Source organism: Duganella sp. AC917, assembly GCF_979258245.1.
This window is the reverse complement of sequence record NZ_OZ409848.1, coordinates 6,316,063-6,342,868: the sequence shown is the minus strand read 5'-3', so window position 1 is coordinate 6,342,868 and position 26,806 is coordinate 6,316,063. Positions and strand designations below refer to the sequence as shown.

At 63.0% G+C, this 26,806-nt stretch carries 21 protein-coding genes and 1 tRNA gene; 9 read left to right on the top strand and 13 right to left on the bottom strand.

Features of this window, described 5'->3' with window-relative positions:
- Positions 1-23: 23 nt before the first annotated feature.
- The 3 genes from ACZ0BA_RS27725 to rffA are packed head-to-tail and all read left to right on the top strand — an operon-like array spanning position 24 to position 2,268.
- Positions 24-767: a GNAT family N-acetyltransferase gene (locus tag ACZ0BA_RS27725; protein ID WP_463454352.1), complete on the top strand. Its 744-nt coding sequence runs from the start codon at positions 24-26 to the stop codon at positions 765-767.
- Positions 764-1,129 (top strand): hypothetical protein, encoded by a 366-nt coding sequence (locus tag ACZ0BA_RS27720; RefSeq protein ID WP_463454351.1) that lies wholly within the window; start codon positions 764-766, stop codon positions 1,127-1,129. Before ACZ0BA_RS27725 ends, ACZ0BA_RS27720 begins: the two co-directional genes overlap by 4 nt.
- A gap of 11 nt (positions 1,130-1,140) precedes the next feature.
- Positions 1,141-2,268, top strand: coding sequence for a dTDP-4-amino-4,6-dideoxygalactose transaminase (rffA, locus tag ACZ0BA_RS27715; protein WP_463454350.1), 1,128 nt, complete (start codon positions 1,141-1,143; stop codon positions 2,266-2,268).
- A 113-nt stretch (positions 2,269-2,381) separates the two neighbouring features.
- Here the strand turns inward: rffA and ACZ0BA_RS27710 are convergent, their stop codons facing one another.
- Positions 2,382-4,046 (bottom strand): DEAD/DEAH box helicase, encoded by a 1,665-nt coding sequence (locus ACZ0BA_RS27710; protein WP_463454349.1) that lies wholly within the window; start codon positions 4,044-4,046, stop codon positions 2,382-2,384.
- 354 nt (positions 4,047-4,400) lie between these two features.
- Between ACZ0BA_RS27710 and ACZ0BA_RS27705 the strand changes: the two genes are divergently transcribed.
- Together ACZ0BA_RS27705 and ACZ0BA_RS27700 are read left to right on the top strand one after the other, a co-directional pair.
- Positions 4,401-7,556, top strand: a complete 3,156-nt coding sequence (locus ACZ0BA_RS27705; RefSeq protein WP_463454348.1) for a diguanylate cyclase — start codon at positions 4,401-4,403, stop codon at positions 7,554-7,556.
- A 14-nt stretch (positions 7,557-7,570) separates the two neighbouring features.
- Positions 7,571-7,750, top strand: coding sequence for an oxidoreductase-like domain-containing protein (locus ACZ0BA_RS27700; RefSeq protein ID WP_463454347.1), 180 nt, complete (start codon positions 7,571-7,573; stop codon positions 7,748-7,750).
- Positions 7,751-7,787: 37 nt separating this feature from the next.
- Here the strand turns inward: ACZ0BA_RS27700 and ACZ0BA_RS27695 are convergent, their stop codons facing one another.
- The 4 genes from ACZ0BA_RS27695 to ACZ0BA_RS27680 form a co-directional block, all read right to left on the bottom strand.
- Complete coding sequence (locus tag ACZ0BA_RS27695; protein ID WP_463454346.1) at positions 7,788-9,479, bottom strand: methyl-accepting chemotaxis protein; 1,692 nt, start codon at positions 9,477-9,479, stop codon at positions 7,788-7,790.
- A 185-nt stretch (positions 9,480-9,664) separates the two neighbouring features.
- Entirely contained in the window at positions 9,665-11,917 is a 2,253-nt protein-coding gene (locus tag ACZ0BA_RS27690; RefSeq protein ID WP_463454345.1) for a TonB-dependent receptor, read from the bottom strand.
- Positions 11,918-12,143: 226 nt separating this feature from the next.
- Positions 12,144-14,030 (bottom strand): putative bifunctional diguanylate cyclase/phosphodiesterase, encoded by a 1,887-nt coding sequence (locus ACZ0BA_RS27685; RefSeq protein WP_463454344.1) that lies wholly within the window; start codon positions 14,028-14,030, stop codon positions 12,144-12,146.
- Positions 14,031-14,644: 614 nt separating this feature from the next.
- Complete coding sequence (locus ACZ0BA_RS27680; RefSeq protein ID WP_463454343.1) at positions 14,645-15,250, bottom strand: LysE/ArgO family amino acid transporter; 606 nt, start codon at positions 15,248-15,250, stop codon at positions 14,645-14,647.
- Between the two features lie 88 nt (positions 15,251-15,338).
- Between ACZ0BA_RS27680 and ACZ0BA_RS27675 the strand changes: the two genes are divergently transcribed.
- Positions 15,339-16,232, top strand: coding sequence for a LysR family transcriptional regulator ArgP (locus ACZ0BA_RS27675; RefSeq protein WP_463454342.1), 894 nt, complete (start codon positions 15,339-15,341; stop codon positions 16,230-16,232).
- Here ACZ0BA_RS27675 and ACZ0BA_RS27670 read toward each other — a convergent pair.
- Both ACZ0BA_RS27670 and ACZ0BA_RS27665 read right to left on the bottom strand, forming a co-directional pair.
- A complete protein-coding gene (locus tag ACZ0BA_RS27670) occupies positions 16,229-17,326 on the bottom strand; it encodes a histone methylation protein DOT1-like protein (protein WP_463454341.1) in 1,098 nt (365 codons plus the stop codon). The two genes, ACZ0BA_RS27675 and ACZ0BA_RS27670, sit on opposite strands and share 4 nt — an antisense overlap.
- A gap of 118 nt (positions 17,327-17,444) precedes the next feature.
- Positions 17,445-17,807 (bottom strand): DUF5710 domain-containing protein, encoded by a 363-nt coding sequence (locus tag ACZ0BA_RS27665; protein ID WP_463454340.1) that lies wholly within the window; start codon positions 17,805-17,807, stop codon positions 17,445-17,447.
- 131 nt (positions 17,808-17,938) lie between these two features.
- On the opposite strand from ACZ0BA_RS27665, the gene ACZ0BA_RS27660 reads away from it, so the two are divergent.
- Positions 17,939-18,832, top strand: a complete 894-nt coding sequence (locus tag ACZ0BA_RS27660) for a bifunctional helix-turn-helix transcriptional regulator/GNAT family N-acetyltransferase (protein ID WP_463454339.1) — start codon at positions 17,939-17,941, stop codon at positions 18,830-18,832.
- A gap of 19 nt (positions 18,833-18,851) precedes the next feature.
- Here ACZ0BA_RS27660 and ACZ0BA_RS27655 read toward each other — a convergent pair whose 3' ends face one another.
- Positions 18,852-20,339 carry a tryptophan halogenase family protein gene (locus tag ACZ0BA_RS27655; protein WP_463454338.1) on the bottom strand — a complete coding sequence of 496 codons (1,488 nt, stop codon included), beginning with the start codon at positions 20,337-20,339 and terminating at the stop codon, positions 18,852-18,854.
- Positions 20,340-20,539: 200 nt separating this feature from the next.
- On the opposite strand from ACZ0BA_RS27655, the gene ACZ0BA_RS27650 reads away from it, so the two are divergent.
- Positions 20,540-21,202, top strand: coding sequence for a hypothetical protein (locus ACZ0BA_RS27650; RefSeq protein ID WP_463454337.1), 663 nt, complete (start codon positions 20,540-20,542; stop codon positions 21,200-21,202).
- A gap of 1 nt (position 21,203) precedes the next feature.
- On the opposite strand, the gene ACZ0BA_RS27645 is transcribed toward ACZ0BA_RS27650, so the two are convergent.
- Complete coding sequence (locus ACZ0BA_RS27645) at positions 21,204-22,307, bottom strand: Gfo/Idh/MocA family protein (RefSeq protein ID WP_463454336.1); 1,104 nt, start codon at positions 22,305-22,307, stop codon at positions 21,204-21,206.
- 106 nt (positions 22,308-22,413) lie between these two features.
- Positions 22,414-23,040: a LysE family translocator gene (locus tag ACZ0BA_RS27640; RefSeq protein WP_463454335.1), complete on the bottom strand. Its 627-nt coding sequence runs from the start codon at positions 23,038-23,040 to the stop codon at positions 22,414-22,416.
- A 149-nt stretch (positions 23,041-23,189) separates the two neighbouring features.
- Here ACZ0BA_RS27640 and ACZ0BA_RS27635 point away from each other — a divergent pair, with 149 nt between their 5' ends.
- Positions 23,190-23,669, top strand: coding sequence for a DUF3016 domain-containing protein (locus tag ACZ0BA_RS27635; RefSeq protein ID WP_463454334.1), 480 nt, complete (start codon positions 23,190-23,192; stop codon positions 23,667-23,669).
- Positions 23,670-23,739: 70 nt separating this feature from the next.
- On the opposite strand, the gene ACZ0BA_RS27630 is transcribed toward ACZ0BA_RS27635, so the two are convergent.
- From ACZ0BA_RS27630 to rpoD, 3 genes are all read right to left on the bottom strand, one after another.
- Positions 23,740-24,024, bottom strand: a complete 285-nt coding sequence (locus ACZ0BA_RS27630) for a hypothetical protein (protein WP_463454333.1) — start codon at positions 24,022-24,024, stop codon at positions 23,740-23,742.
- 89 nt (positions 24,025-24,113) lie between these two features.
- Positions 24,114-24,192 (bottom strand) — tRNA-Ile (locus tag ACZ0BA_RS27625).
- A 102-nt stretch (positions 24,193-24,294) separates the two neighbouring features.
- Complete coding sequence (gene rpoD / locus ACZ0BA_RS27620) at positions 24,295-26,538, bottom strand: RNA polymerase sigma factor RpoD (protein WP_463454332.1); 2,244 nt, start codon at positions 26,536-26,538, stop codon at positions 24,295-24,297.
- Positions 26,539-26,806 lie beyond the last annotated feature (268 nt).

Sequence of the window (26,806 nt, the reverse complement as noted above, 5' to 3'; positions counted from 1 at the left end):
GCCGACTTTTTCTGGAGCTTCCCATGCACATCACCCTCTCCGACATCGACCGCCAGCGCTTCGGCGTCACCGTCGCCAAGACCACGCTCGCCGGCGGCGAAGCGGTCGACGCAGTGATGGACTGGTGCGCCGACGCCGCCGTCGCGCTGCTGATCGCGCGCTGCCCGACCACCGAGGTGGCGCTGGCGCAGCGGCTCGAACAGGCCGGCTGCTTCCTGACCGACACGCTGGTGTACTACCGCAAACAGGCCATCGAAACCGACAGCGCGCCCCTGCCCGACGGCTACAGCACCCGGCTGGCCACGCCGGCCGACGCCGACGCGGTCGAGCGCCTGGCCGGCGCCACCTTCGCCGGTTACCTCGGGCACTACCACACCGACGGCCGGCTGCGCGCCGCCGACGCCGACCTGGTCTATTCGAACTGGGCCGCCAACGCCTGCCGCAACCCGGCGGTGGCCGACGCCGTGGTGCTGATCGAACACGCCGGCGCGATCGTCGCCTTCGCCACGCTCAAGACGCTGGCCGACGGCGCATTCGAGGGCGTGCTGTTCGGCGTGCATCCGGCGCACCAGGGCAAGCGCCTGTACCAGGCGCTGATGCGGCTGGCGCAGCACTGGGCCGGCGCGCGCGGCCTGGCGCACATGGTGGTGTCGACCCAGGTCACCAACCTGGCGGTGCAAAAGGTCTGGTGCCGCCAGGGCTTCGAGCCGTCGGGCAGTTTTTACACCTTCCACAAATGGTTCGACGCCCGAACGGAAGCGCCATGATGAATTATCTGTACATCGCCATGACCATCGCGCTGACCGTCTACGGCCAGATCATGCTCAAGCTGCAGGTCGGCAAGGCCGGGGCGCTGCCCGAGGCCGGCGCCGACAAGCTGCTGTTCCTGGTCAAGCTGCTGCTCAACCCCTGGGTGATCAGCGCCTTCGCCGCCGCCTTCCTGGCATCGGTGACGTGGATGGCGGCCATGACCAAGTTCGAGCTGGCCCACGCCTACCCGTTCATGGCGCTCAATTTCGTCATCGTGCTGCTGCTGGGCGCATGGCTGTTCAACGAGCCGCTGTCGATGCTGCGCATCGCCGGCGTCACCCTCATCTGCATCGGCACGGTCGTCGCCGCGCAAGGATAAAGGATAAAAACATGACCCCGATCCCGTTCAACAAACCCTTTATGACCGGCCGCGAGCTGTGGTACATCGCCCAGGCCCACACCAACGGCCACCTGTCCGGCGACGGCCAGTTCACCCGCCAGTGCCACGCCTGGCTGGAGAAAAAAACCGGCGCCCGGCGCGCGTTGCTGACCCACTCGTGCACGGCGGCGCTGGAGATGGCCGCGCTGCTGGCCGAGGTCGGCCCAGGCGACGAAGTGATCATGCCGTCGTACACCTTCGTCACCACCGCCAACGCCTTCGTCATGCGTGGCGCAGTGCCGGTGTTCGTCGACATCCGTCCCGACACGCTCAACATCGACGAGACCAAGATCGAGGCGGCCATCACCGCGCGCACCCGCGTCATCCTGCCGGTGCACTACGCCGGCGTGGCCTGCGAGATGGACACCATCATGGACATCGCCCGCCGCCACAAGCTGATCGTGGTGGAGGACGCGGCGCAGGGCATCCTGTCGACCTACAAGGGGCGCCCGCTGGGCAGCATCGGCCACATGGGCACCTACTCGTTCCACGAGACCAAGAACATCGTCGCCGGCGAGGGCGGCGCGCTGTTGGTGAACGACCCGGCGCTGGCCGAGCGGGCCGAGATCATCCGTGAGAAGGGCACCAACCGCAGCCAGTTCTTCCGCGGCCAGGTCGACAAATACACCTGGGTCGACATCGGCTCGTCCTACCTGCCCGGCGAGGTGATCGCCGCCTTCCTGTGGGCCCAGCTGGAGGAGGCCGAGGCCATCAACGCGCGCCGCATGGCGCTGTGGGAGGCTTACCACGCGGCCCTGGCGCCGCTCGAGGCCGCTGGCAAGCTGCGCCGCCCGATCATCGCCGAGGGCTGCGAACACAACGCGCATATGTATTACATCCTGCTGGAGTCGCTGGAAAAACGCACCCAGGTCATCGCCGACCTGAAACGCCAGGGCGTCAACAGCGTGTTCCACTACGTCCCGTTGCACAGCGCGCCGTACGGCCTGAAAAGCAGCCGCCACCACGGCGCCATGACCAATACCGACGCGCTGTCGGACCGATTGCTGCGTCTGCCACTGTGGGTCGGCCTGGAGACGGAGCAGGCGCGCGTGCTCGGCGCGCTGCGCGAGGCGCTGTAAGGCCGCCGCGCGGCCCGGCTTCGGCGTCCCGCCGGGGCAAAAAAAACCGCCAACGACGTTGGCGGTTTTTTTGCCTGTGCGGCGCGTTGCGGTGGCGCATCGCGCGCGGAAGCTTACTGCTTCGGCGCGCCGCCCAGCAGGAAGGCCAGCTTCTGCTTCGGCTTGGCGGTAGCGCCGCCCAGCGTGGCGCTTGGCGCCGGCGCGGCCGACTTGGCCGGCTCGTACGGCTTGAGGAACCATGGATCGACCTTGTCGCGGCGGCCCGAGCCGTATGGCGACGAACCGGCGCTGCGCGGGGCGCGCTCGCTGCGGTCACCCCGGTCACTGCGCTCGCCACCACGATCGCCCCGGTCCGAACGCTCGGACGGACGGCCGGCCGGCGCGCGGCCGGCGCTGTCGTCGCGGCGCGGACGGCGCTCGGCGCTGTCGCCGTACGACGGCGCCGGATTGAAGCCGGTCAGCTCGCCGCGTCGGATGGTTTGCTTGATCAGTTTTTCGATGTCGGCCAGCAGGCGCTCGTCCTTGTCCGAATAGATCGACAGCGCGTCGCCGGAGGCGCCGGCGCGGCCGGTGCGGCCGATCCGGTGCACATAATCCTCGGCGTTGTACGGCAGGTCGTAGTTGATCACGCACGGCAGATCGGTGATGTCGAGGCCGCGCGCGGCGACGTCGGTGGCGACCAGGATGTCGATCTCGCCCTTTTTGAACGACTCGAGCGCGGCCATGCGTTCCTGCTGCGTCTTGTCGCCGTGGATGGCCACCGCGCTCATGCCCTCCTGCTCGAGCCCCTTGGCCAGGCGCGAGGCGCCGATCTTGGTGTTGGAGAAGATGATCACCTGCTTGAGGTCGCGCTGGCGCAGCAGATGCGCGGTCAGCGCGTGCTTCTGGTTTTCCGGCACTTTATAGACCACTTGCGTGACCTTGTCGGCGGTCTGGTTGCTGCGCGCGACCTCGATCGTGACCGGGTCGGTCAGGAAGGTGTTGGCCAGCTTTTTGATTTCCGGCGAGAACGTAGCCGAAAACATCAGGTTCTGGCGCTGTTTCGGCAGCAGGTTGATGATGCGCTGCAGGTCCGGCAGGAAGCCCATGTCTAGCATGCGGTCGGCTTCGTCCATGACCAGCATCTGCACCTGACCGAGGCTGATGTTCTTTTGTTCGATGTGGTCCAGCAGCCGGCCCGGCGTGGCGATGACGATCTCGACGCCGGCCTTGAGGATGACGGTCTGGCCCTTCATGTCCATGCCGCCGAACACCACGGTCGAGCGCAGCGGCGTGTGCTGGGCGTAGGCCTTGACGTTCTCGGCCACCTGCACCGCCAGTTCGCGGGTCGGCGTCAGGATCAGCGCGCGCACCGGGTGGCGCGCCGGCGAGGTGCTGCTGCTGGCGTGGGCCAGCAGCATCTGGATGATCGGCAGCGCGAAGCCGGCGGTCTTGCCGGTGCCGGTCTGGGCTGCGCCCATGACGTCGCGCCCCTTGAGCAGCACGGGAATGGCTTCGGCCTGGATCGGCGTCGGGTGCACATAGCCCTGGTCGTTGAGCGCGCGCAGGATGTCCGGCGACAGGCCGAAATCGGCAAACCGGACTTGCTGCACTTGCGGGACTTCCAGCGGCGCGGGCGCCGCTGCTGGTGCTGGTGCTGCCGGTGCTTCTGGTGCATCTGGTTCTACTGGTGCATGCGCCTGCTGCGGCGCTGGCGCCTGGTGCGCCTCCGGCGTGGCGGCGGCTTCGGCGGCGGCCGGTTCGATGGCGGACGGGGTGGTGATCTCGGTTTCGGACATAGTGTATGCGGCGGTCCTGCGGCGGACAACCAAGCTTTCTTCAATTAACGACAAATTCTGCGCTGCCCGCCCCGGAGGCGCGCCCCACGACGGAGGCGGAACCGGGGAAGTGCGAAAAGGATGATGCGGTGGCAGCGCTATGGCAGCAAATACAACGAGCAGGAGACTATAAGCGCCGTAAACTATACCCTAAATACGGCAGATACGCTAAAAATGCCAGCTTTTATAGTGAAACCATTGCCTCAATGGCATGTATAATAGGGTTTCTGTAAAGAATGCAATCTGAATCCAGTCGGGCACCGCTCACTGACATGCAGCTCGTTACGCCATCGGATACCCCACCATGCTTGTGCTATGTTTGTGCTAATCACGGCCTTACGCCGCTGCCGTCGCCTGTTGCTGTCGCTCTCCTCCGCCGCCGCGCTGCCGCTGGCGTTGCTGGCAGTCTTGCTCACCGTGTCGCTGGCTGCCGCGCCGGGCGCCGCCGAGGCCGCGCCGTCGCCGTCGCTGCGCTTCAAGAAACTCGGCCCGCTGGGCGGCGACGAGCCGTCGATGCTGTCGATGATGCAAGACCGCAAAGGCTATGTGTGGGTCGGCACCCACACCAACGGCCTGTACCGCTATAACGGCTACCAGGCCGTCAAGTACACCAACATCCCCAACGACCCGACCAGCCTGCCCCACGACCGCGTCTCGGCCATCTACGAGGACAAGCAGGGCCGCATCTGGGCCGGCACCCAGGCAGGGCTGGCGCGCTTCAATCCCGAGAGCAACGACTTCACCGTGGTGGCGCCGCCCAAGGCGCCGAAGAACCATCGCATCGTCAAGAACATCATTTCCGACGGCAAGGACGGCATGTGGATCGGCAGCTGGGGCGGGCTGCAGCACTTCAATCCCAACACCGGCAAGTTCACCGTCTACGCCCACGACGACAACGACCCCGACAGCCTGGCCAGCAACGACCTCAACGCGCTGGCGCTGGACGACAAGGGCGGCGTGTGGATCGGCACCTGGCCCGGCGGCCTGGACTATCTGGCGCCCGGCGGCAAGGTGTTCCGCCACCACCAGGTCGACCCGGCGCCGGTGCCCGACGCCCGCGTCAACATCGTGCGCGCGCTGCGCTTCGACCATGGCGGCGCGTTGTGGATCGGCACCGAGTCCGGCGTGATCCGCTGGGACGGCAAAAGCGACTGGAACACCCGCAAGGCGATCGAGTCGCCGTACAGCCGCATCACCAATTTCGACGTCGACGACAAGGGCGTGCTGTGGTGCACCACCCTGTCGGCCGGGCTGCTGCGCTGGAACGAAGCCGACGGCAAGTTCGACCAGTTCGTGCACGCCTCCGACGATCCGTACAGCCTGCCGGGCGACAACCTGCGCGCGGTGATGCAAGACCGCGGCGGCATGCTGTGGATCGCCTCGTTCACCGACGGCATCGCGCTGGCCAACCTGTCGAGCGAGGGCTTCACGCGCCACGTGCCGTTCCGTATCGACCGCCGCTCGGCGCCGGCCAGCAACGCGTTGTTAAGCCTTGCGCGGGCGCCGGACGGGCGCCTGTGGATGGGCGGCAATGTCGGCATGAGCCTGTACGATCCGGCCACCAGCACAGTCGTCAAAAGCTACCACGCCGACGACAAGACGCCGGGCAAGCTGTCGCACGCGATCGTCTACAGCATGTTCCAGGACACGCGCGCGGACAAGGACGGCAAAAAGCCGCTGTGGCTGGGCACCTCGAACGGCTTGAACCGGCTCGACACGCCCGACAGCCCGTTCCAGGCCATCCACTTCGGCAACACGGCCAGCGACTACATCAACGCCATCGCGCCGGCCAGCGGCGGCGCGCTGTGGCTGGCCACCGGCAACAGCCTGATCCGCTACGACCCGCGCACCGACGCCCGCAAGTTCTATTACAACGACCCGCAGAACATCAGCAGCCGCAGCGTCAACGGCACCTCGGCGGTGCTGGAGGACGGCAGCGGGCGCGTGTGGGCCGGGTCCGAATGGAACGGCGGCGGGCTCGACCTGCTGGACCAGGCCAGCGGCAAGTTCACCCACTTCCGCCATGCCAACAACGACAGCGCCAGCTTGTCCGACGACAACATCGTCAGCCTGCACGAGGACGCCAAGGGACGCATCTGGGTCGGCACCAGCAAGGGCCTGAACCTGATGCAGACGCGCGCGGACGGCAAGATCGGCTTCAAGTCGTACGCGTCGGCGATGCGCGCGCACAAGATCCTGGCCATCGAGCACGACCTCGACGGCAATATCTGGTGCAGCACCATCGCCGGCCTGTACCGGCTCGATCCGGAGTCGGGCAAGGTCAGCCACTTCAGCGCGTCGGACGGCCTGACCGAGGGCTTCACGGTCAATTCGTCGGCCACCTCGGCCGACGGCGTGCTGTACTTCGGCGGCGTGCACGGCATGACCGCCGTGACGCCGGCCAACGTGCGCACCCGCTCGGTGCCGCCGCAGGTGGCCATCACCGACATCACCGTCTTCAACCACTCGCTGCAGAACGGCAAGCCGCGCGCCGACGTCAAGGCCGAGGGACCGGTGACGTCGCCGACCGCGCTGACATTGTCGTCCGAGGCGTCGGTATTCTCGCTCGAGTTCGCCGCGCTGCACTACACCGAGCCGTCCGAGAACCGCTACGCCTACCAGTTGCAGGGCTTCGACCGCGACTGGGTGCAGACCGACGCCTCGCACCGCAGCGCCAGCTACACCAACCTCAATCCGGGCCACTATGTGTTCCGGGTCAAGGCCGCCAACCACCTGGGCGTGTGGAACGAGGAGCCGGCTTCGCTGAAGATAACCATCACGCCGCCGTTCTGGCAGCGCTGGTGGTTCCGCCTGGGCATGGCGATCCTGATTGTCGGCTCGCTGGTGCTGGCCTACAAGATCCGCATCCACCGGCTGACCCGGCATCAGCTCGAGCTGGAGGCGCTGGTGGCCGCGCGCACCGGCGAGCTGGAGGAATCGAATCGCAAGCTCGCCGCGCTCAGCACCACCGATGGCCTGACGGGCGTGAGCAACCGCCGCGGCTTCGACCTGGCGCTGGAGGCCGAATGGCGGCGCGCCGCCCGCACCGGCCAGACCCTGGCGCTGTCGATGCTGGACGTCGACTACTTCAAGAAATACAACGACCACTACGGCCACCAGGCCGGCGACGCCGCGCTGCGCAGCGTTGCCGAGCTGATCACCTCGCACGGACGGCGCACCACCGACATCGTGGCGCGCTACGGCGGCGAGGAGTTCGCGCTGCTGGCGGCCGCCACCGACGCCACCGACGCCTTTGGCGCGGCCGAGGAGATTTGCGCGCAACTGGTGCTGGCGCGCATGCCGCACGAACAGTCGCCGTTTGGCATCATGACCATCAGCATCGGCGTGGCCGTGATCGTGCCGACCGAGGACACCTCGCCCGAGGTGCTGGTGGAGATGGCCGACCGGGCGCTGTACCGCGCCAAGGAAAAGGGCCGCAACATGGCGCTGCTGGCGATGCCGCCGTTGTGATGGAAGGGAATGCGATGAAGGCGGACGATCCCGAGCCGGTGGCGCCGCAGCCGCCGGACCCACGCGACTGCTGCCACAGCGGCTGTACCTGGTGTGTCGACGATATGTATCAGGATGAGTTGGAAAAGTACCGCGAGGCGCACAAAGCGTGGCAAGCGCGTCAAGAATCCCCGGAGAAACGCATGGCGGATTAGGCGGCACGCCGTAATCCCCCCTACGTGGAACCGTGGCTTAGAACGTTTCCCATTCGTCGCCATGGGCGACCTGTTTCACGGGCTTGGCCGGTTTCTTCGGCGCCAGCGCAACGCGCGCAGGCGCCGCCAGCGGCTTGCGCGCGACGCTGGCCAACGCCACCGGCGCGGCCACCCCGGCCGACCCGTTCAGCTTGAAGATACTGACCACCTCGCTCAACCGCGCCGCCTGATCCTGCATCGACTCGGCCGCCGCCGCGGCTTGCTCCACCAGCGCGGCGTTCTGCTGCGTGACCTGGTCCATCTGCGTGATCGCCACGTTGACCTGCTCGATGCCGTCGCTCTGCTCGGCGCTGGCCGAGGTGATCTCGCTCATGATGTCGGTCACGCGGGTGATGCTCGAGACGATCTCGTCCATTGTGGTGCCGGCCTGGTTGACCAGCTGCGAACCGGCCTCGACCTTTTCCACCGAATCGCTGATCAGCAACTTGATGTCCTTGGCGGCCGCCGCCGAACGGTGCGCCAGGTTGCGTACCTCGGTGGCGACCACGGCAAAGCCCCGGCCCTGTTCACCGGCGCGCGCGGCCTCGACCGCCGCGTTCAGCGCCAGGATGTTGGTCTGGAAAGCGATGCCGTCGATCACGGAAATGATGTCGACGATCTTGCGCGACGATTCGTTGATGGACGACATCGTGCCAACCACCTGCCCCACCACGTCGCCGCCCTTGATGGCGATGCCCGAGGCCGACTGCGCCAGCTGGTTGGCCTGGCGCGCGTTGTCGGCGTTTTGCTTGACGGTGCTGGTCAATTCTTCCATCGACGAGGCGGTCTCCTCCAGGCTCGACGCCTGTTCCTCGGTGCGCGACGACAGATCCTGGTTGCCGGCCGAGATCTCGGCCGACGCCGTGGCGATGGTGTCGGTGCCGCTGCGCACCTGGCTGACCAGGCGCTGCAGATTACCGTTCATGTCGCGCAGCGCGCCCATCAGCTGGCCCGTTTCGCAGGCGCTTTCCACCTCGATGGTGCGGGTCAGGTCGCCGCCGGCCACGGCGGTCGCCACCTCCACCGCTTGCCGCAACGGCGCCGAGACAATGCGGGCGATCCACAGCGCCAGCGCGATGCCGACGCCGATATTGATCGTCAGCAGGATGATCGAGGTCATGCGCGCGTTTTCGTAGGTGACGGTGGCGGCGTCGCTGGCCGCGTCGCCGCCGTCGACATTGAGCTTGACGAGCTTGTTGATCGACTCGGTGAGCGCCGCCATCGTCTTGGCAGACGAGTCGCGCGACAGCGCCCTCGCCTCGTCCTTCTGGCCGCCGGCGGAGAACTTCACAATCTGGTCATGGTCGAGCATGAAGGAGCTCCAGCCCTGGTCGAATTCGGCCACCAGCGCTTTTTCCTCGGGGCTGTTGATCAGCTTTTCGTAGGCCTCGCGATGCGCCTTTTGCGTGGCCAAGGTATCGGCCATGCGCTTTTCGTAGGTGGCAAACCCTTCCGGCTTGTCATTGATCATGTGCGCCAGCTCCCAACGGCGCATCTCGCCGATGTCGGTGCGCAATTCCAGCGCCATGCGCACGCTCGGCATCCAGTTTTCCGCAAGGTCGTTCGAGGCCTGGTTGACCTTGGCCGTCGACACCATCCCCGCCAAGCCCATCACCAACGTCAGCAACAGGACGACACCAAAAGAGACTATTAATTTGGTAGCGATTTTCAGGTCATAAAACCATTTCACGGCGCACTCCTCGAGCTCGAAAGACTCATAAGTATGAGCCGTTGAGCCGGGCACCACCAGCGCCGCGCAGCGTTTGTAGCCCATAAGCAACAAAGGCGTTCCACTCTCTAAACCTTGCGCGAAATGCAAAATTTATCGAGTGGAACGCCCCGCTCCGCGGTCGGCGGAGCATGCGCGGTGTCAGCTTACAGCTTGCCGGTCAAGGTCACGAAGACCTGACGCGGCGCGCCGGTCAGCAAGGTCTGCGCGGTACCGTTCGGATCGCGGGCCTGGAAGCCGTTGGTGCCGATGGTGCTGATGTATTCCTTGTCGAACAGGTTGGTCACGTTGACTTGCAGCGACAGTTCCTTGAGCATGCCCAGCGACTTCATCTTGTAGCCGGCCGACAGGTTGGCGAGCCAGAACGACGGCACGCCGTTGTCGTTCATATAGGTGTAGTAGCGCTTGCCGGTGAGCTTGCCGCCCAGCCGGGCGAACCAGCTGCCGGTCTCGTACGAAGCCTCGGTGCTGAACAAGTTGCGCGGCGCGTTGACCACGGTCTTGCCGCTGACCGGCACCAACGTGCTGCCGTCCAGGTAGTCCGACTTGTACTTCGAATCGTTGAAGGTGTACGAGTTGAACCAGCTGATTTCGCGGTTCAGTTTCCATACGGCGATCGCTTCCACGCCTTTGGTGTCGACCTTGCCGACGTTGACGAAGGTCGACGGGCAGCCGACGATGCCGGCGCAGGTGGCCACGCTCAGTTGACGATCGTCGAAACGGGCGTTGTACACGGCCAGCGAACCCTGGATCGCGGCGCGCTTGAAGCGGTAGCCAAGGTCGACGTTGGTGGAGGTTTCCGGCTTCAGGCTGGCGACCCCGGCGTTGTAGGCTTCCTGGGTCTGCGAGAACGGACCGCCCACGCCAGGCTGGTGCGCGCGCATGTTTTTCGAGGCCGAGGCGAACACTTCGTCGTCGGCGCTGAGCGCGTAGTTGACGCCGGCTTGCGGCAGGAAGTTTTTCTCGGCCGACAGCTTGCCGGCGGCGCGCGTGCCGACGATGTTGCGGGCGGCGATATCGACGCTCATGCTCTTGAAGCCGGCGTTGATCTTCAGCTTGCCGTCCATCAGGCTCAGGCTGTCCTGCACGTAGTACTGCGCGGTGGTGGTGATGAAGTTTTGCGCCCAGTCGGTGCGGAACGGGTTGCGCAGGTAGACCATGGTGTCGGCCGGGCCGGTGGCGGCGTAGTAGTTGCGGCTGCCCGTGTGGTCGGAACGCTCGCCCCAGGCGCCGGCGGTGATGGTGTGGTTGCCCAGGTCCCAGGTCAGGTCGGTCGTCACGCCGTGGCGCTTGATTTCGTATTCGGTGGTGCGGATCGAGATCGGATTGGCGGCGTCGGTGGCGACGTAAGGCGTGTACCAGTGGCCCTGGCCTTCGTTTTCGTGGTTGTAGACCGTGGTCTTCAGTTCCACCGTCGGCGAGAAGTTCAGGTCCAGGGTCAGGCCGCCCAGCGAATCCTTGCGCAGGCCGCCGGCCGAGTAATAGGCGTCGTCCAGGCTGTTGACGGCGCCGCTGAACTGGCCCTTGGCGGCGTTGACCGCGCGCTGCCAGTCGGGCTGGTAGTTGTCCCATTCGTAGCCGAGGCGGTTGAGCATTTCCTTCGACATGTCCTGGTAGTCGACTTCCTTGCGGTCGGAATGGTTGAAGAAGCCGGTCAGGCTGTTCTCGCCGAACTTGAATACGAAGCGCGAGTTGATCTGGTCCTGGTCCTGGGCGCCCTCGCCTTTGGTCTTGTCGGTGCGCTGGCGGGTGCCGCTGATGAAGGCCTTGACGGCGCCGTTGATCAGGCCGGTATCGACGCGGACGAAGGTGCGCGAGGTCGAGTCGCTGCCCAGGGTTTGCGAGGCGGTCAGGCCGCGCTCGTCGGTCGGCGCCAGCGTGAAGAACTGCACCGTGCCGCCCAGGTTGCTGGTGGAGGCGGTGCCCAGCGCGCCGGCGCCCTGCGACACCTGGACGCTGCCGATGTTTTCCGACGAAATGGCGCGGCTGATGTGCAGGCCGTTGTTGTTACCGTAGCTCATGTCGCCCAGCGGCACGCCGTCCAGCGTGAAGCCCAGCTGGCTCTGGTTGAAGCCACGGATGCTGAACGAGGTCGACCATTCATAGGCGCCGAACGGATCGGCGGACTGGAAGTTCACGCCCGGCAGCTTGTCGAGCACCTTCAACGGGCTGGTGCCCGGCAGCGCCTCGGCCAGATCGGCCTTGTTGATGTTCTGCACCTGGCGCGACTGGCCTCGGCCGGTGATTTCCACCGATTGCATCGGACCGGCCAGCGCGCCGGCGGCGGCTGCGCTGTCGGCGGCGTCGGCTGCATCGGCGGTGTCGGCCGCATACGCGTGGAAGGCCAGTGCTTGCAGGACCACCAGGCACAAAGGTTTCAGAGGGAAGCGCTGTTGCATGAGTGTTCTTCTTTCTTGCGGTTAGTGGAATGATCAACTCGCAAGATTGTAGGAACAGCATGTGACGTTACGATGACGATGTAATGACATCTGAATGACATGACAACAATTTGCAAAGCGAACCGGCCAAGAAGTCATCTTGCGGGACGCAGAAAACGTCATGTTGCGCGTGGTCATGTTTTGCAGCGGACGCGACGCCACCGGCAACCCTGGCCGTGGCGCCGGTTCACTGCGCGGCTGGTTGGCGCGCGTCGGCGAAGCGCAGCAGATCGTCCGGCGCGATCGGCCGGGAAAAGTGGTAGCCCTGCAAATAGTGACAGCCCATCTTCTCCAGGATCGCCGCCTGGCCGGCGGTTTCGACGCCTTCGGCCACCAGTTGCAGCCCCAAGCTGTGTCCCATGGCGATGATCGCGTTCACCAGGCTGTTGCTGCGCTCGCTGTGCTCGATGTCCATCACAAAGGCGCGGTCGATCTTCAAGGTGTGCAACTGGAACCGCGTCAGGTAGCTGAGCGACGAATAGCCGGTGCCGAAGTCGTCGAGCGAGATGCTCACGCCCAGGCTGCGCAAGCGGCCCAGCACGGCGCGCACCTGGCCGCCGTCGTCGATCAGCACCCGCTCGGTCAGTTCCAGCTCCAAGCGGCGCCCGTCCAGGCTGTTGCTGGCGAGGGCCTGCTCCACCAGGGTCACAAAGGCCGGGTCCGCCAACTGCCAGGCCGAGACATTGATACTGATCGTCAAATCGTCCAGCGGACCGCCGCGCCAGCGGGCCATCTGGCGGCAGGCCTCGTTCAGCACCCAAGTGCCGATGGCAACGATCATGCCGCTATCCTCGGCCACCGGAATGAAGCGGTCCGGCGGCACCCACCCCAGCTCGGCGCTATGCCAGCGCAGCAGCGCCTCCACCTTGGCCACCTTGCCGGTACCGGCGTCGACGATTGCCTGGTACAGCAGATTGAACTCGTCAGCCTCGATGGCGCCGCGCAAGGCGCCGTCGATCACCAACGCATTCTTGGCGGCGGCGTTCATCGCGTCATTGAAGAACCGCAGCTCGCCGCGCCCGGCTTTTTTGGCCTCGTACATGGCGATGTCGGCGTTGCGTATCAACATATCGCTATCGCTGCCGTGCAATGGATAGCACGCCACGCCAACACTGGCCGACACGGCGATCGCATGGTGCGACAGGTCGAAACGGCCGGCCATGGCGCTGATGACATGCCCGGCGCAGCGGCTGGCCATCGCGGTGGCGGTGCCGGGCGCCAGATCGGGCATGACAATGATGAACTCGTCGCCGCCGAAACGGGCCAGCACATCGTCGGGGCCCAGCACGGCGTACAGGCGGTGCGCCGTCTGGCGCAGCAGGTCGTCGCCAATGGCGTGGCCGAAGGAATCGTTGACGCGTTTGAACTTGTCCAGGTCGAGGAACAGCACCGCGCATTCGCGCCCTCCCGCCGCAGCGGCCGCAACCGCCTGCGCCAGCGAGACCGACACCGCATGGCGGTTGAAAAAGCCCGTCACCGGGTCGATGCGCGCGGCCTGGTAGAGCATGTCGTCCTTTTTCTTGCGCTCGCTTATATCGAGCAGCTGGACCAGGCAATACAGGCGACCGCGTTCGATGTAAGGTGACCCCATCATCTCGACCGGCAGCCTGGCGCCGTTGTGCAATCTAAACATTGCCGTTTCGGTCACTGGATACTGGACGTCCTTGGCATCCAAGCGGCGGAAATACTCGTCGGCCATGGCCGGGGTCAGGTCCGGCAACAGCTCGCACACGTGCTTGCCGATCAGGTCGGTGGCGCTGTCGAAGCCCAGCAAGCGGGCACAGCGCTCGTTGGCGACGTGGACATAACCGCGCCGGTCACGTATCAAAAACCCATGGCTGAGGCTGTCGATGGTACGCACGTAGCGTTGCTTGATCTCGTCCTGTACCGCATATATCAGCCCCAGCATCGACAATGTCTTGAGAATCGAGGTGCCGGCGAACCAAAGTAAATACAACGCCGGTTCCAGCGCAATGGACGATACGATGTTGAAGATACCGCGTGCCACCAGGGTATAGCCGAGCCAGCGGTAGCGCTGCTGGGCGCGGACCAGACGCACACCCATCCAGATCATGACAGCGCCGCTAATTGACGCGGTGGCCGGGGCGACCAAGTCATAATAAGCGTTCCACAACAGATAAAATATGCCGGTCAAGCCAGCGGCGGCGATTAATACCCTGCGCAAATGACTACGACGTAATGCCCCGAGAAAGTATTGGGTGCCGCTCCAATAACCCACCATGCCCGTTGTGAGCATCAGCGCGCATATAAACAAACGGATTTGATGCGGCATGAAATCGGTGCCAACAAACCACGTCATGACGCCGATCATTATCGCGATTTGGCCCACGCCCCAGAACAACGCATGTTTTTCTTTACGCTGGGTCAGCCAGAGAAAAACAAGCAAGGCGCTCAAAATGGCATCCGACGTAAAGGCCGCGGCCATTGTCGACTCACTTAAGTAATTGCCGGGTTCCATGCTGAAGTATTCCCAATGATCTGCGTGCCATATTTGGCAACTTTCAGCATTGTATGCGAAATGCCGACAGACACGTTCTCTGTGGAAATAAATCTACAACATGATTAGCTTACCAGGCGGGTAACCACCGGCTTCCGGAAGGAGAATGTGGTTTTCATGCCAAAAAACGGCACGTTCCAGCTGTTTTTCAGCATGACTGCACCGGCGGCTCACAGAAATAATGTGATCGCCAATATCCACATCACGACCGCGATCACGCCGTCCAGAATCTGCCACGCACGCGGACGCGAGAACACTGGTATCAAAAACCCGGCGCCGAATCCCAAACTGCAAAACCAGATAACTGAGGCCAGCATCGCTCCCAGCGCAAAATAAAGTCGTCCATCGCCGGGCTGCTGGCCACCTATCGATCCCAGCAGTACCACCGTATCCAGATAAACATGGGGATTTAATAAACTGAACGCCAGCATTGCCGCAATTACCGCACGCTGGCTGGTTGCGGGCTTGTTGTCGTCGCTTTTCATCCCGACCGGATTCAACGCGGAGCGCGCCGCTCTCACGCCGTACCAGAATAAAAATCCTGCACCGGCCAATTTAATCCAGAATAGCAAGGTCGGCGCCTCGACAATTAACTTCCCCATGCCGGCGACGCCGGCGCCTATCAGCACTACGTCGCAAATAATACAAATGGCTATACAGGTCAGCACGTATTCGCGTTTTAAGGCCTGCCTCAATAAATAAGCGTTTTGCGATCCGATGGCGACAATCAGCCCACCGCCCAGTCCCATGCCCTTCAAAAATGCGGCTACTTCCATGCGTCCTCCCCGTGTTGAAGGACGCCAGCTTAAACCGGGAACAAAGATAAGTATAATTAATATTACTGACCAAATATTAGGATCGCTAATGAGCAGAATCGACTATCGCGGACTGGCGGCGCTGGATGCCGTGATCGACCATGGCAGTTTTGACAAGGCTGCGGCAGCCCTGTCGATCACGCAATCGGCGGTGTCCCAACGCATCCGCATGCTGGAAAACAGCGCCGGCGAGTTGCTGATCGTGCGCAGCCAGCCGCCCGTGGCAACCGAAGCCGGCCAGCGGCTGATCGCCCATTACCGCCAAGTGCAACTGCTGGAAGCGGCGCTGACCGCGTTCCCGCACGCCGGTCCCGGCGCCCCTGCCCGGCCTGAAATCGCCATCGCCATCAATGCCGACAGCGCGGCGACATGGCTACATGAAGCGGTGGCGCCGCTGATGGGTACGGGCGACTGCATGCTGCATATTCGCCTGGACGACCAGGATCACACGATGACGATGCTGCGCGAAGGCCGTGTTTTCGGCTGCGTTACCAGTGAAACCGCACAAGTAGCCGGAACTTCCGCGACCCCACTCGGCGCGATGCGGTATTTGTGCGTCGCCAGTCCCGGTTTCGCCGCGCGCTGGTTCCCGCACGGATTTACCGCCGAGGCGGTTCAGCATGCGCCGAGCTTGCATTTCGACCGCAAGGACGCGCTGCAGACGCGCTTTATCGCGCAGCGCACCGGCTATACCGGGCGGGTGCCGCATCATTCCTTGTCGAGCTCGGAAGGTTTTGTGCGCTTTCTGGAGGCGGGATTTGCTTACGGCATGCTGCCGCTGCTCCAATGCGAAGCGCAGTTGAAGTCGGGAACGTTGGTGGATGTGGCGCCGGGACACGTGCTGGACGTGCCCCTGACCTGGCACATCTGGGATATTCAGACGCCGTTTACGCGGACGCTTTCGGACAGTATCATCGCGACCGCGCGCAAATGGCTGCTTTAGGCCGTGCCTGAGCGCGCGTCCATGGCGTCGAAGTCCTGCCGGACGCGCGCTTCCCACTCCGCCGGGTCTGGCTGATGCGGGCGCGTGATGTCCAGCGGCGGCAGCGATTCCAGTGTGCCGGTGCGCTTGTAAAGCATCACATTGGTCCAGGCGACCGTGCCGGCCGGGAAGTAATGCACCAACGTGAAGGCGGGATGCTTGAGCGCGTAGGTGGTGGTTGTCACCAGCGCACCCTCCTGCAACTCGCGCGCAAGTTTGTCGGCAAGCGCGTCCATCAGCGGGCCGAAACAGGTGCTGTACAAGAACACCAGGCTGGCGCCGCGCACGTCCACCTTGAACATGTCGCTTTCGACAAAGGCGATCCGCGAGGCGAGGCCGAGCAGGTGCTGGCCGGTGGTCGCTTCGCCGAAAGGCAAGGTCAGCGGGGCTTCCGGGGTGAGCGGCGTCGGCAGATGCGCCACGCCGCGCTCGGCCAAAACCAGCAGATTGTGCAGGCGCTGCAAGGCCATGCGATGGCGGTAGCCCATGCATTCGACGCCGATGCAGCGCTGGAAGGGAAACGCCAGCGCCGCCGACATCACCACCTTGCCCAGTCCGCTACCAAGATCGACCATGACGCCGCCGGGACGTATCGACGGCGCGATCGCGGCGAACAGGTTATCGAGCTCGTACCGCGCGAACTCGCCGTAGATGAGGCCGCCGTCTTCGATCAACCAGGCGCGGATTTCGTCATCGCTGATCTGTTGCAGGTCGCGGAAGCCGGGCGGTGGCGGTTGCTTGGGCAGCATGCCGTGAGGCTGTATGCTTGCCGGCAAAGTGCCGATCATCACGGCAAGATGCGGCCGCAGGCGCTGCAACAGGTACTCTCGGCGTGATTTGTCTTCCAGGCAGGCGCGCAGCGCATAGCCGACTTCGATGAATCCGAGAAAGTGGGAATCGGGCACCAAGTCCAGCAGCGGCCGCACATGCTTTTCACCACCTTGTATGCTTTGAAACAGCGCTTCAAAAACATCGGCGGGTTGCTTGAAGCTGGCGACTGGTGTGACCGGTCCGTCTTCAGTTCGAAAAACTGGCGGCGTGGTATGACTGTTCATCGGCGGCTTCGGGGTGGGTGTATCTCATACTGCATCTCATCAGTATTCTAGATCAGATCGATGCATTGTGTGGTCACTATCTCAATAGTTTCTATTTGAACACAGTATGAAAACGCTATCAACCCCGCAAACCGATGAGCAACCTGGCCACATCATCGTGCGCGGCCTGCCAGCCGGATGTCGCCAGCGCCGGCGCGCACACCGGGCACGCCTCGAACGGATTGCAGTCGTGCGGCAACTCCTGATACAGCTTGCCGATCACCGATTTGCCGATATAAGAGTCCACCGAGGCCGGCTTGGCCTTCGGCGCTGCGGCAGCCTTGGCCGGAACGAAATCGGCGCCGCCCGGCGGCAACCAGCGTTCGAACGCCTCGGTCGGCTTACCGTCCGGCACGTACCACGATTTGCGTTCGCCGTTCCAGCGCGCGCCCAAGGCCTTGGCCTCATCTTTTTCCGCGAACGGAACTTTAAGAAACATCATTTTCGCTACCTCCGCTGTGGAAACGCGCCATTTTACCGTCTGCCATGTGCGCCATGTTGACGCCACTGGACAACGGCGATATAGTTGCCAAACTACTTGCCAAAAGCAACCAATAATCTCATCGGAGCGATATGGATCAGCATGTGCGGCAACAGGCCGAGATGGTACGGCAGTTCAATCGTTTTTACACCGTGCATCTGGGCTTGCTGCGCGGGCGCTATCTCGACACCGACTACTCGCTCAGCGAAAGCCGGATGCTGTACGAGCTGTCGCAACGCCCTGGCTGCACCGCGAACCACCTGCGCACCAAGCTCGGCCTTGACGCCGGCTACATGAGCCGCATGGTGCGCTCGCTGACCGAACGCGGACTGATCGAAGGCGTACGGTCGACGCTGGACAAGCGCGCCATCCTGCTGAGCCTGACAACTAACGGCCAGGCGGTGATTGCCGACATCAACCATCGCGCCTCGTCGGAAACGGTACGCATGCTCGACCAGTTGGGTGAGGCGCAGCGCGCCGAGTTGCTGGCGGCGATGAACACGGTGCGGGAAATCCTGTCGCCGCCGTCCACCACCGTGGTGCGCGCCACGGCCGCACAACTGCATGACGCGCGGCACTTGCTGCATGAGTATTTCGACGTCATCGGCGTGGTGCTGCGCGACGACGACGACGCCATCCGCGCCTTCCTCGACGACGCCAGCTCGGCCATGTGGATCGCCTACGTGGACGGCGCCCCGGCCGGCTGCGTGGCGATGCGGCCGCTGCCGGACATCGCGGACGGCGGCGCGGTCGAGTGCAAGCGCCTGTATGTCGCCGACCGCTACCGACGGCGCGGCCTGTCACAGGCGCTGATGGCGGCGCTCGAGGACCACGCCGCGCACGCCGGCCACAGCGCGGTGTATCTGGACACCAAGGACGACTTGCACGCGGCGATCAGGCTGTACGATCAGCTGGGCTACGAGCGCTGCGAACGCTACAACGACAATCCGCAGGCCACCATCTTCATGCGCAAGCGGCTGGCTTGAACACCCGGATGGACAGGCTTTACCTGGCGACGGCGCGCGCCAGATAGTCGCCGACGTACGGCATCGTGGACACTTTTTGGATGATGTCCGCGCGCACCTGCGCCATGTGGGCTTGCAACGAGTCCCTGTCCATCGCGGCGACAAACGGATCGTCGACCTTCGGCACCACGCCCAACCCCAGCAACATCGAGATGAACGACGGATCGCCGAAACCGTCCTGATCGTAGATGACCACCCTGCCCGTCTCGCGGAACAGCTCGATCTGGTGGCGCACGCTGTCCGGGATCGGCATGTTGGCGCAGTAACGCCAGAACTCGGTATCGGTGCGCTGGGTCAGCTTGTAATGCATGATGATGAAGTCGCGCACGGACTCGTAGCGATACGCCATGTAGCGGTTGAACTCGGCGGTCGACTCGGGCAGGAAGTCGCGATCTGGGAAACACTCGATCAACTTGCCCACCGCGTTCTCGATCAGATTGATGCTGGTCGATTCCAGCGGCTCGATGAAGCCAGCCGCCAAGCCGAGCGCCACGCAGTTTTTGATCCACGATTTGCGGCGCCGTCCGGTGACGAAGCGCAGCTGCCGGGGTTCGTCGAGCGGCGCGCCGTCGAGGCCGTCGATCAGCACGCGGGCCGCCTCGTCATCGGTGGTGAACGCGTTGCTGTAGACGTGGCCGTTGCCGGTGCGGTGCTGCAACGGAATGCGCCATTGCCAGCCTGCCGCCTTGGCGGTGGCGGTGGTGAACGGTTCCAGCTTCTCGGCCTTGGCGCACAGCATCGCCAGCGCGCTGTTGCAGGGCAGCTGGTCGCTCCAGTCGTCATAGCCGGACTTGAGCGCGCCTTCGATCAGCAAGCCGCGGAAGCCCGAGCAATCGATGAAGAAATCGCCATCGATGCGGCGGCCATCCTTCAACTTCACGGCGGCAATAAAGCCGTCCTCCGGCCGCAGCTCGACGTTGTCGATGGTCGCCTCGATGCGCGTCACGCCACGCGCGATGGCGTACTCGCGCAGATGGATGGCGTACAGGGCGGCATCGAAATGGAAACCATAGGAATACGGATCCTCCGGGTTCGCCGGCGCAAAGCGGTGATTACGCGCCATCACCGTCGATATCGACCAGTTCTCATACGATGGAATGTTCTGGTCGACGCGCGCCAGGTGCAGCCAGTGCATGTGCGGCGACCGGCCAGCGATCTTCGGCCCGAAATCGCCGAAGCCATGGAAGAAACGGTTGCCGATATAGCCCCAATCCTTGAATTCGATCCCCAGCTTGAACGAGGCCTGGGTTTTGCGGAGGAATTCGGCGTGGTCCAACCCCAGCGAGGCGTTGAAATAGCGGATGGTCGGCAGGGTCGCCTCGCCGACGCCGACGGTGGCGATGTCGGGCGACTCGATCAACACGATCTGGCAGTCCTTGCCCAAGCGCTGGGCCAGGGGCGCGGCGGCCATCCAGCCGGCCGTGCCGCCACCAACGATCACTATCTTCTTCAACCTTCTGTCCGTCATATCGTCTCCTGGGTCTGGACAGTCGTACGCTGTCTCGCAGGAAATAAGTATAACAATGACTTCGTCGACAATAGCCGGGCTGGGCAAAATCAGCGGGTCAAAACGTCAAAATCGTAATCACCGGCACAACAAATGGACGCGGGATGCAAGCGACTGTGAGAAAATGGCGCCCAATATTTGACGATTCGACAGCACCCATCATGCCCACGATTGAACCTCTGACACTGACCTTGGCGGAACTGGCTACCCGCTGGAATATGACGGCAAAACAAGTTCTGGAATACGCCCCGGCCAATGGCTTGCCGATGTACTTCTACTTCGACGGCCTGGTATTCAATTTCGGCGATAAATGGCATCGCGCCAATGGCGACGCCAGCATCGCGCAGGACCTGGACTCGCACCAGACCCGCGCCGCCGCCATCGAAATCGATCTGCAACGGCAGACGCTGCACAAGCGTGGCCTGCTGAAGCTGACACAATGGGAAGAAGCGCTGACCGATGACGAGCTAAGCCATCAACAGGCCGAGGCAGATCGGCTGACGGAGGAGATTGTCCGGCTGACCGCGCTGCTCAAGCAACGCGGCGAAGACCGCCAGAACCATGTCCGCAACGGACTGCTGCGCGCCGCGCCCAGGACCTTGCATGAAATCGCCGAGCACGGCAAAACGCGGTTCCCGCAATTCGCCTTCATGCCGCACACGCCGCCCGGTGGCGAAGCGGAGGAAAAAGTCACCGCCGGCGCCGTCATCGCGATGGAAGACGGCTTTCCGCTGAAAGAACTGCTGACCGAGGACGACCTCGTGATCTCGATGCTCGACATCAAGATCGCCGAGGAAGCCGGCAATCACAAATCCAAGCGCTGAATTACAGCGCGATCCGCTTCTGCTCGCGCGCCGACTTGTAAATCGCCTCGATAATGCGCATGTCGCGCAACCCTTCCTCGCCGGGAACGATAGGCTCGCGGTTGTCGATCACGCATGTCGACATATGGTCGAGCTGGCCCGCCCACTGCGTCTTGCCCGGGCCCGGCGGCGGCGTGATCTCGTTGCTGCGGCCGTTTCCCACCCACAGGCGGTGGCCGCTGTAGGCGGTGCCAGGCTCCAGCTCGATCCGCCCTTTATCGCCCATCAGCAAGATATGGTTTTGATTGGCGCTGTACATCGACATGCACGAACCAATCACGCCCGACGGAAACTCCAGCTGGAACTCGATCATGTCCTCGACCTCGCGGAAACGCGGATCGGAACGGTCCGTGGTCTCCTTGGCGTACACGGCGATGGGCTCCTCGCCCGTCATGTAGCGCGCCGCCTGCAACGCGTAGATGCCGATATCCATCAGCGAACCGCCGCCCGACAGCGCCTTCTTCAAGCGCCATGACGAGTTCCCACCGGCAGTGAAGCCATGCTCGGAACGGAAATAGCGCAGCTTGCCGATCTCGCCGGCGCGGGCGCGGCGGATCGCCTCCAGGTTGTAGGGCTCGAAGTGGCTGCGATAGCCGATCATCAATTTCTTGCCGGCTTTTTTGCAGGCCGCGATCATCGTCTCGCACTCGGCGGCGGACAAGGCCATCGGCTTCTCGCACAGGATGTGTTTGCCGGCGGCGGCGCCACGCACGGTATATTCCTTGTGCATGAAAACAGGCAGGCAGATGTAGATGACATCGACCTCGGGATTGTCCTTGAGCTTGTCGTAGCTCTTGTAATCGTAGATGCCGGACTCCGGCACGCCGTATTCGGACGCCACGCGTTTGGCCTTGGCGGCGTCGCCGCTGACCAGCGCGACCAGTTTGCTGTGCTCGCAGTTTTTGAATTGGGGAATGATGACGCCGAGGCCGTAGCCGCCCAGGCCGACGATCGCATAACCGAGCTTGCGTCCGGGCGTCGCGGCCCATGCGGGCGCGCCAACCGCAGTGGCCGCCAGAGCACCGCCAGCGGCAAGAATAAGACTACGCCGATCCAAATCAATCATTCCCGTTTCTCCTTATTAGCGTTTATTTTGAACGCCAATTTTAGTATAGAAGCAACGCGCGCGATTGCATGAGGCCGGAAAAATCCGGCCGGGCCGGCGTCATCCTTTAACGCATGGCTGCGAACAAAGACACAAACATCGAGCCAGAGAAGGCCAGCAGCACGCCGGCGGCGATGCGATGCACCAGCGGCTGGCGTGGCGTCGCGCTCGGATAGGCCAGCACCGCCGAACCCATCGCGATCCACAGCGCGGCGATCGGCAACAACAGACTACTGAACAGCAGGTAAGCCTGCGACGTCGCGGCCATGCCATCGGTGAGCGGAGGGAACACCACGGTGGCGAAGAAGAACGCCTTCGGATTGAGCAGGGTCACAAAGAACAGTTCGCGCGGACCGATGGCCGCCTTGCCCGCAGCGCCGGCCTCGGGGGCGGTGCGCCACAACTTGATCGCCGAGTAAGCGATGTAGGTCGCCGCGCAGGCGCGCGCGACCGTGGGCGCCCAGGGCGCGATGGCGGCCGCCAGCGCCAGGAAGGCGCACCAGATGCTGATCGAGACCATGTAGCCGATCCATTCGGCAACGATCAAGCGCAGCGAGCGGCGGAGTCCATCGCGGCTGCCGGCAAGGAACAGCAGCGTATTGGTCGGTCCCGGCGTCAACAACACGGCGGCGATGGTCAGCGCCATCAACGTGGTGCCGTGCGGCGCCAGTTGCGACAGAGAAGGGAGATTCATTCAGTTATCCTTTTGAGTGCGCTTATCGGCAGCAATTTTGGCATGTATGCAACTAGATGCCCAGCGAAATATGCGCTGGATGAACGAGCGCTGGAATCGGCGTATATTAATAGTCACTGAGTTGGGTCTTCGCAAAGGATAGGTCATTCATGAATAAGTTCATCCGTAACGCCGGCGCGGCTGCCGCGCTCCTGCTTGCTTCCACGAGCGCCCTCGCAGCGGCGACGGTCACCTTTATCAATCCGGAAAAAATGACGGATGTGCCGCGTTTTTCGTCGGACCGCGAATCGATGGAGATGACCTTCCGTGATCACCTGAACGGACTGGCGTCCCAGCTACCGGCCGGACAGGAATTGAAGGTCGAGTTTATCGATATCGATCTGGCCGGCGATGTGTTCCCTAGGGTGCCGGTGCGGGATATCCGCGTGATGAAGGGCCAGGCGGACTGGCCCAGAATGCACATCCGCTACAGCATCGAGCAGGACGGCAAAGTGCTGCGCAGCGGCGACCGCGAATTGTCCGATCCGAATTATCTGATGGGCTCGCGCAGCTATAATCAGGATCTGTACGGGCACGACAAGCAGATGCTCGACGACTGGTTCAGGAAAGAAATCATCCCTGCGCGCTAGAGCGCGGCACTGGGCTGCCGACGGCGGGATGTAGACACATAAAAAAAGCCCGCTAACGCCGGGCTGGTTCTTACATAAGTCCAAAGTTCTTCAACAGCCCAGGTAGTATCTGCGCAAGGATGACGGCGGTGGCAACCCACAAAATAATCGTGGTCTTAGCCTCCGACACTGTTGCCCTGAGCTCGGCGATATCCGACTTTGTCGCGCCATTGGCTTTGATGATTCCAATATCCAATTTGATCGCGGCAAGCTCGGCGTCGAGTTTTTCAACGCGCTTTTCCATCCGCCCATCATCCGCGCTGTCAGATGCCTTGTCAATTGGAGGAGGCGACGGCGGTCGGATTTCGTGAGTCATCGTCATATCAGCAGAGTCGAAGAATCAATTTTCTAGGTGGACGAGTATCGCCAACCCTCTGTGTCCCTGCCTTATGTCACTACCGAATTTGGTGGGCCTCCCGTGAGTCGAACACGGCACCAACGGATTATGAGTCCGCTGCTCTAACCAAGCATGAGCTAGAGGCCCAAGGTATTGCAGATGCGCTGGGAACCGGCTAGCCCCTCTTACGCGCGCTCGCTTTTAAACGAACTCGCGAGCATAAGGGCTAGCACAGCAGCTAGTCAAGCCTTAGTTGCCTTCTAAGAAGCTTTTCAGCTTGTCGGAACGGCTAGGATGGCGCAGCTTGCGCAGGGCCTTCGCTTCGATCTGGCGGATACGCTCGCGGGTCACGTCGAACTGTTTACCGACCTCTTCCAAGGTGTGGTCAGTCGACATTTCGATGCCGAAGCGCATGCGCAGCACCTTGGCTTCGCGCGGCGTCAGCGAGTCGAGCACATCCTTGACGACACCACGCATCGACGCGTGCAGCGCCGCGTCGGACGGCGCCAAGGTGTTGTTGTCCTCGATGAAGTCGCCCAGATGCGAGTCGTCGTCGTCGCCGATCGGCGTCTCCATCGAAATCGGTTCCTTGGCGATCTTCATGATCTTGCGGATCTTATCCTCCGGCATTTCCATCTTGATGGCCAACGTCGCCGGATCCGGCTCGGCCCCGGTTTCCTGCAGAATCTGACGGGAAATCCGGTTCATCTTGTTGATGGTTTCGATCATGTGCACCGGAATACGGATGGTGCGCGCCTGGTCGGCGATCGAGCGGGTGATGGCCTGACGGATCCACCACGTCGCATAAGTCGAGAACTTGTAGCCGCGACGGTATTCGAACTTGTCGACCGCCTTCATCAGGCCGATATTGCCTTCCTGGATCAGGTCGAGGAATTGCAGGCCGCGATTGGTGTACTTCTTGGCGATCGAGATCACCAGACGCAAGTTGGCCTCGGTCATCTCGCGCTTGGCCTTGCGCGCCTTCATTTCACCGGCCGCCATCTGGCGGTTGATGTTACGCAGGTCCGGCAGCGGCAGCACGACGCGCGCTTGCAGGTCGATCAGGCGCTGCTGCAGTTCCTTGATTGTCGGAATGTTGCGACCGAGGATGGCGCTGTAGGCGTGGCCGGCGTTGACTTCGCCGTCGACCCAGTCCAGATTGGTTTCGTTGCCCGGGAAGACCTTGATGAAGTGGGCGCGCGGCATGCCGCACTTGTTGACGGCAACGTCGAGGATCTGCTTTTCGATGTGGCGCACTTCGTCGACCTGGCCGCGCAAGGTGTCGCACAGCTTTTCGACGACCTTGGCGGTGAAGCGGATGCCCAGCAGTTCGTACGAGATCGCTTCCTGGGCCTTGATGTAGGCCTTGGAGTTGTAGCCTTCCTTCTCGAAGGCCCGGCGCATCTTGTCGAACTGGGTGGAGATGACGTCGAACTTGTCGAGCGCGGCGTTCTTCAACGCTTCGAGCTGTTCGGCCGAGAAACCGGCGGCACCGGAGGCGCTCGCTTCTTCCTCTTCCTCTTCTTCCTCTTCTTCCTCTTCCTCTTCCTCGTCTTCCTCTTCGGTCGGCGCGGCCACGACCGGCGGCGCGACGTCGTCGCTGTCGTCGACCAGGCCGTCGACGATCTCGTCGATCTTGATCTCGTCGGCGCGGATGCGGTCGGACGCGGCAATGATCTCGGCGATCGTCACCGGGCAGGCGGAAATGGCTTGGATCATGTCCTTGAGGCCGTCTTCGATGCGCTTGGCGATTTCAATCTCGCCCTCGCGCGTCAGCAGCTCGACCGAGCCCATCTCGCGCATGTACATGCGGACCGGGTCGGTGGTGCGGCCAAAATCGGAGTCGACCGTCGACAGCGCGGCCTCGGCGGCGGCTTCGGCCTCGTCGTCGCTGGTGACGGTGGCCACGTTGTCCGACAGCAGCAGGGTTTCGGCGTCCGGCGCGTGCTCGTAGACGGCGATGCCCATGTCGTTGAAGGTGCCAATGATGCCCTCGATCGCTTCCGGATCGACGATATTTTCTGGCAGGTGGTCATTGATCTCGGCGTACGTGAGGAAACCACGTTCCTTGCCGAACTTGATCAGCGTCTTGAGTTTCTGGCGGCGGCGTTCGAGCTCTTCCTCTGTCGCTTCGGTGTCCGACGAGAAGGCGTCCTTGAGCAGCGCTTTTTCCTTGGCCTTGCGGTCCTTGGCCTTGGCCTTGTCGACGGCCTTGAGCTCGGCGCGTTCGACCGCGTTCAGCGCGGCGACTTCGTCGTTCTCCGGCTGGAATTCTTTCGGCTTGCGACCGCGCCGGCCCGGCACTTTGACCGATGGCAGCACATAGCCCGAGGTGTCGATGGCCGCGAGGGTGGCCGCGTCCGTGGTCTGGCTGACCACGGGCGGGTTGCCGCTGGCGACGCGCGTTTCCGACTTGTCCGCGGTTTTGGCGGATTGGGCGGTCACTTTGCTCGGCTTTGCAGCCGCGTTGGATTCAGGTTTCTTGATTGGCACAGGCGCTTTCGATTACACAACGACTTGCTTATTTAGGATAAAGTTTCTTGCGGTTCAATTTGTTTGGAACCTACGTCTTCGAACTTGCCGAGCAGTTCGACAATACTACGACTTACTTACACCCGGTCAGACAGATCGACGCGAACTCCACCGCTGTCGGCAAAATTCTACTGCATCCGGACACGTGCGTGGGGGCAAGAAACCATGACTAGGTTAGACAGCAAACAGAAGGTCCGCTGAGAGCGTCCCCACGGGAGGTTCGCTGACT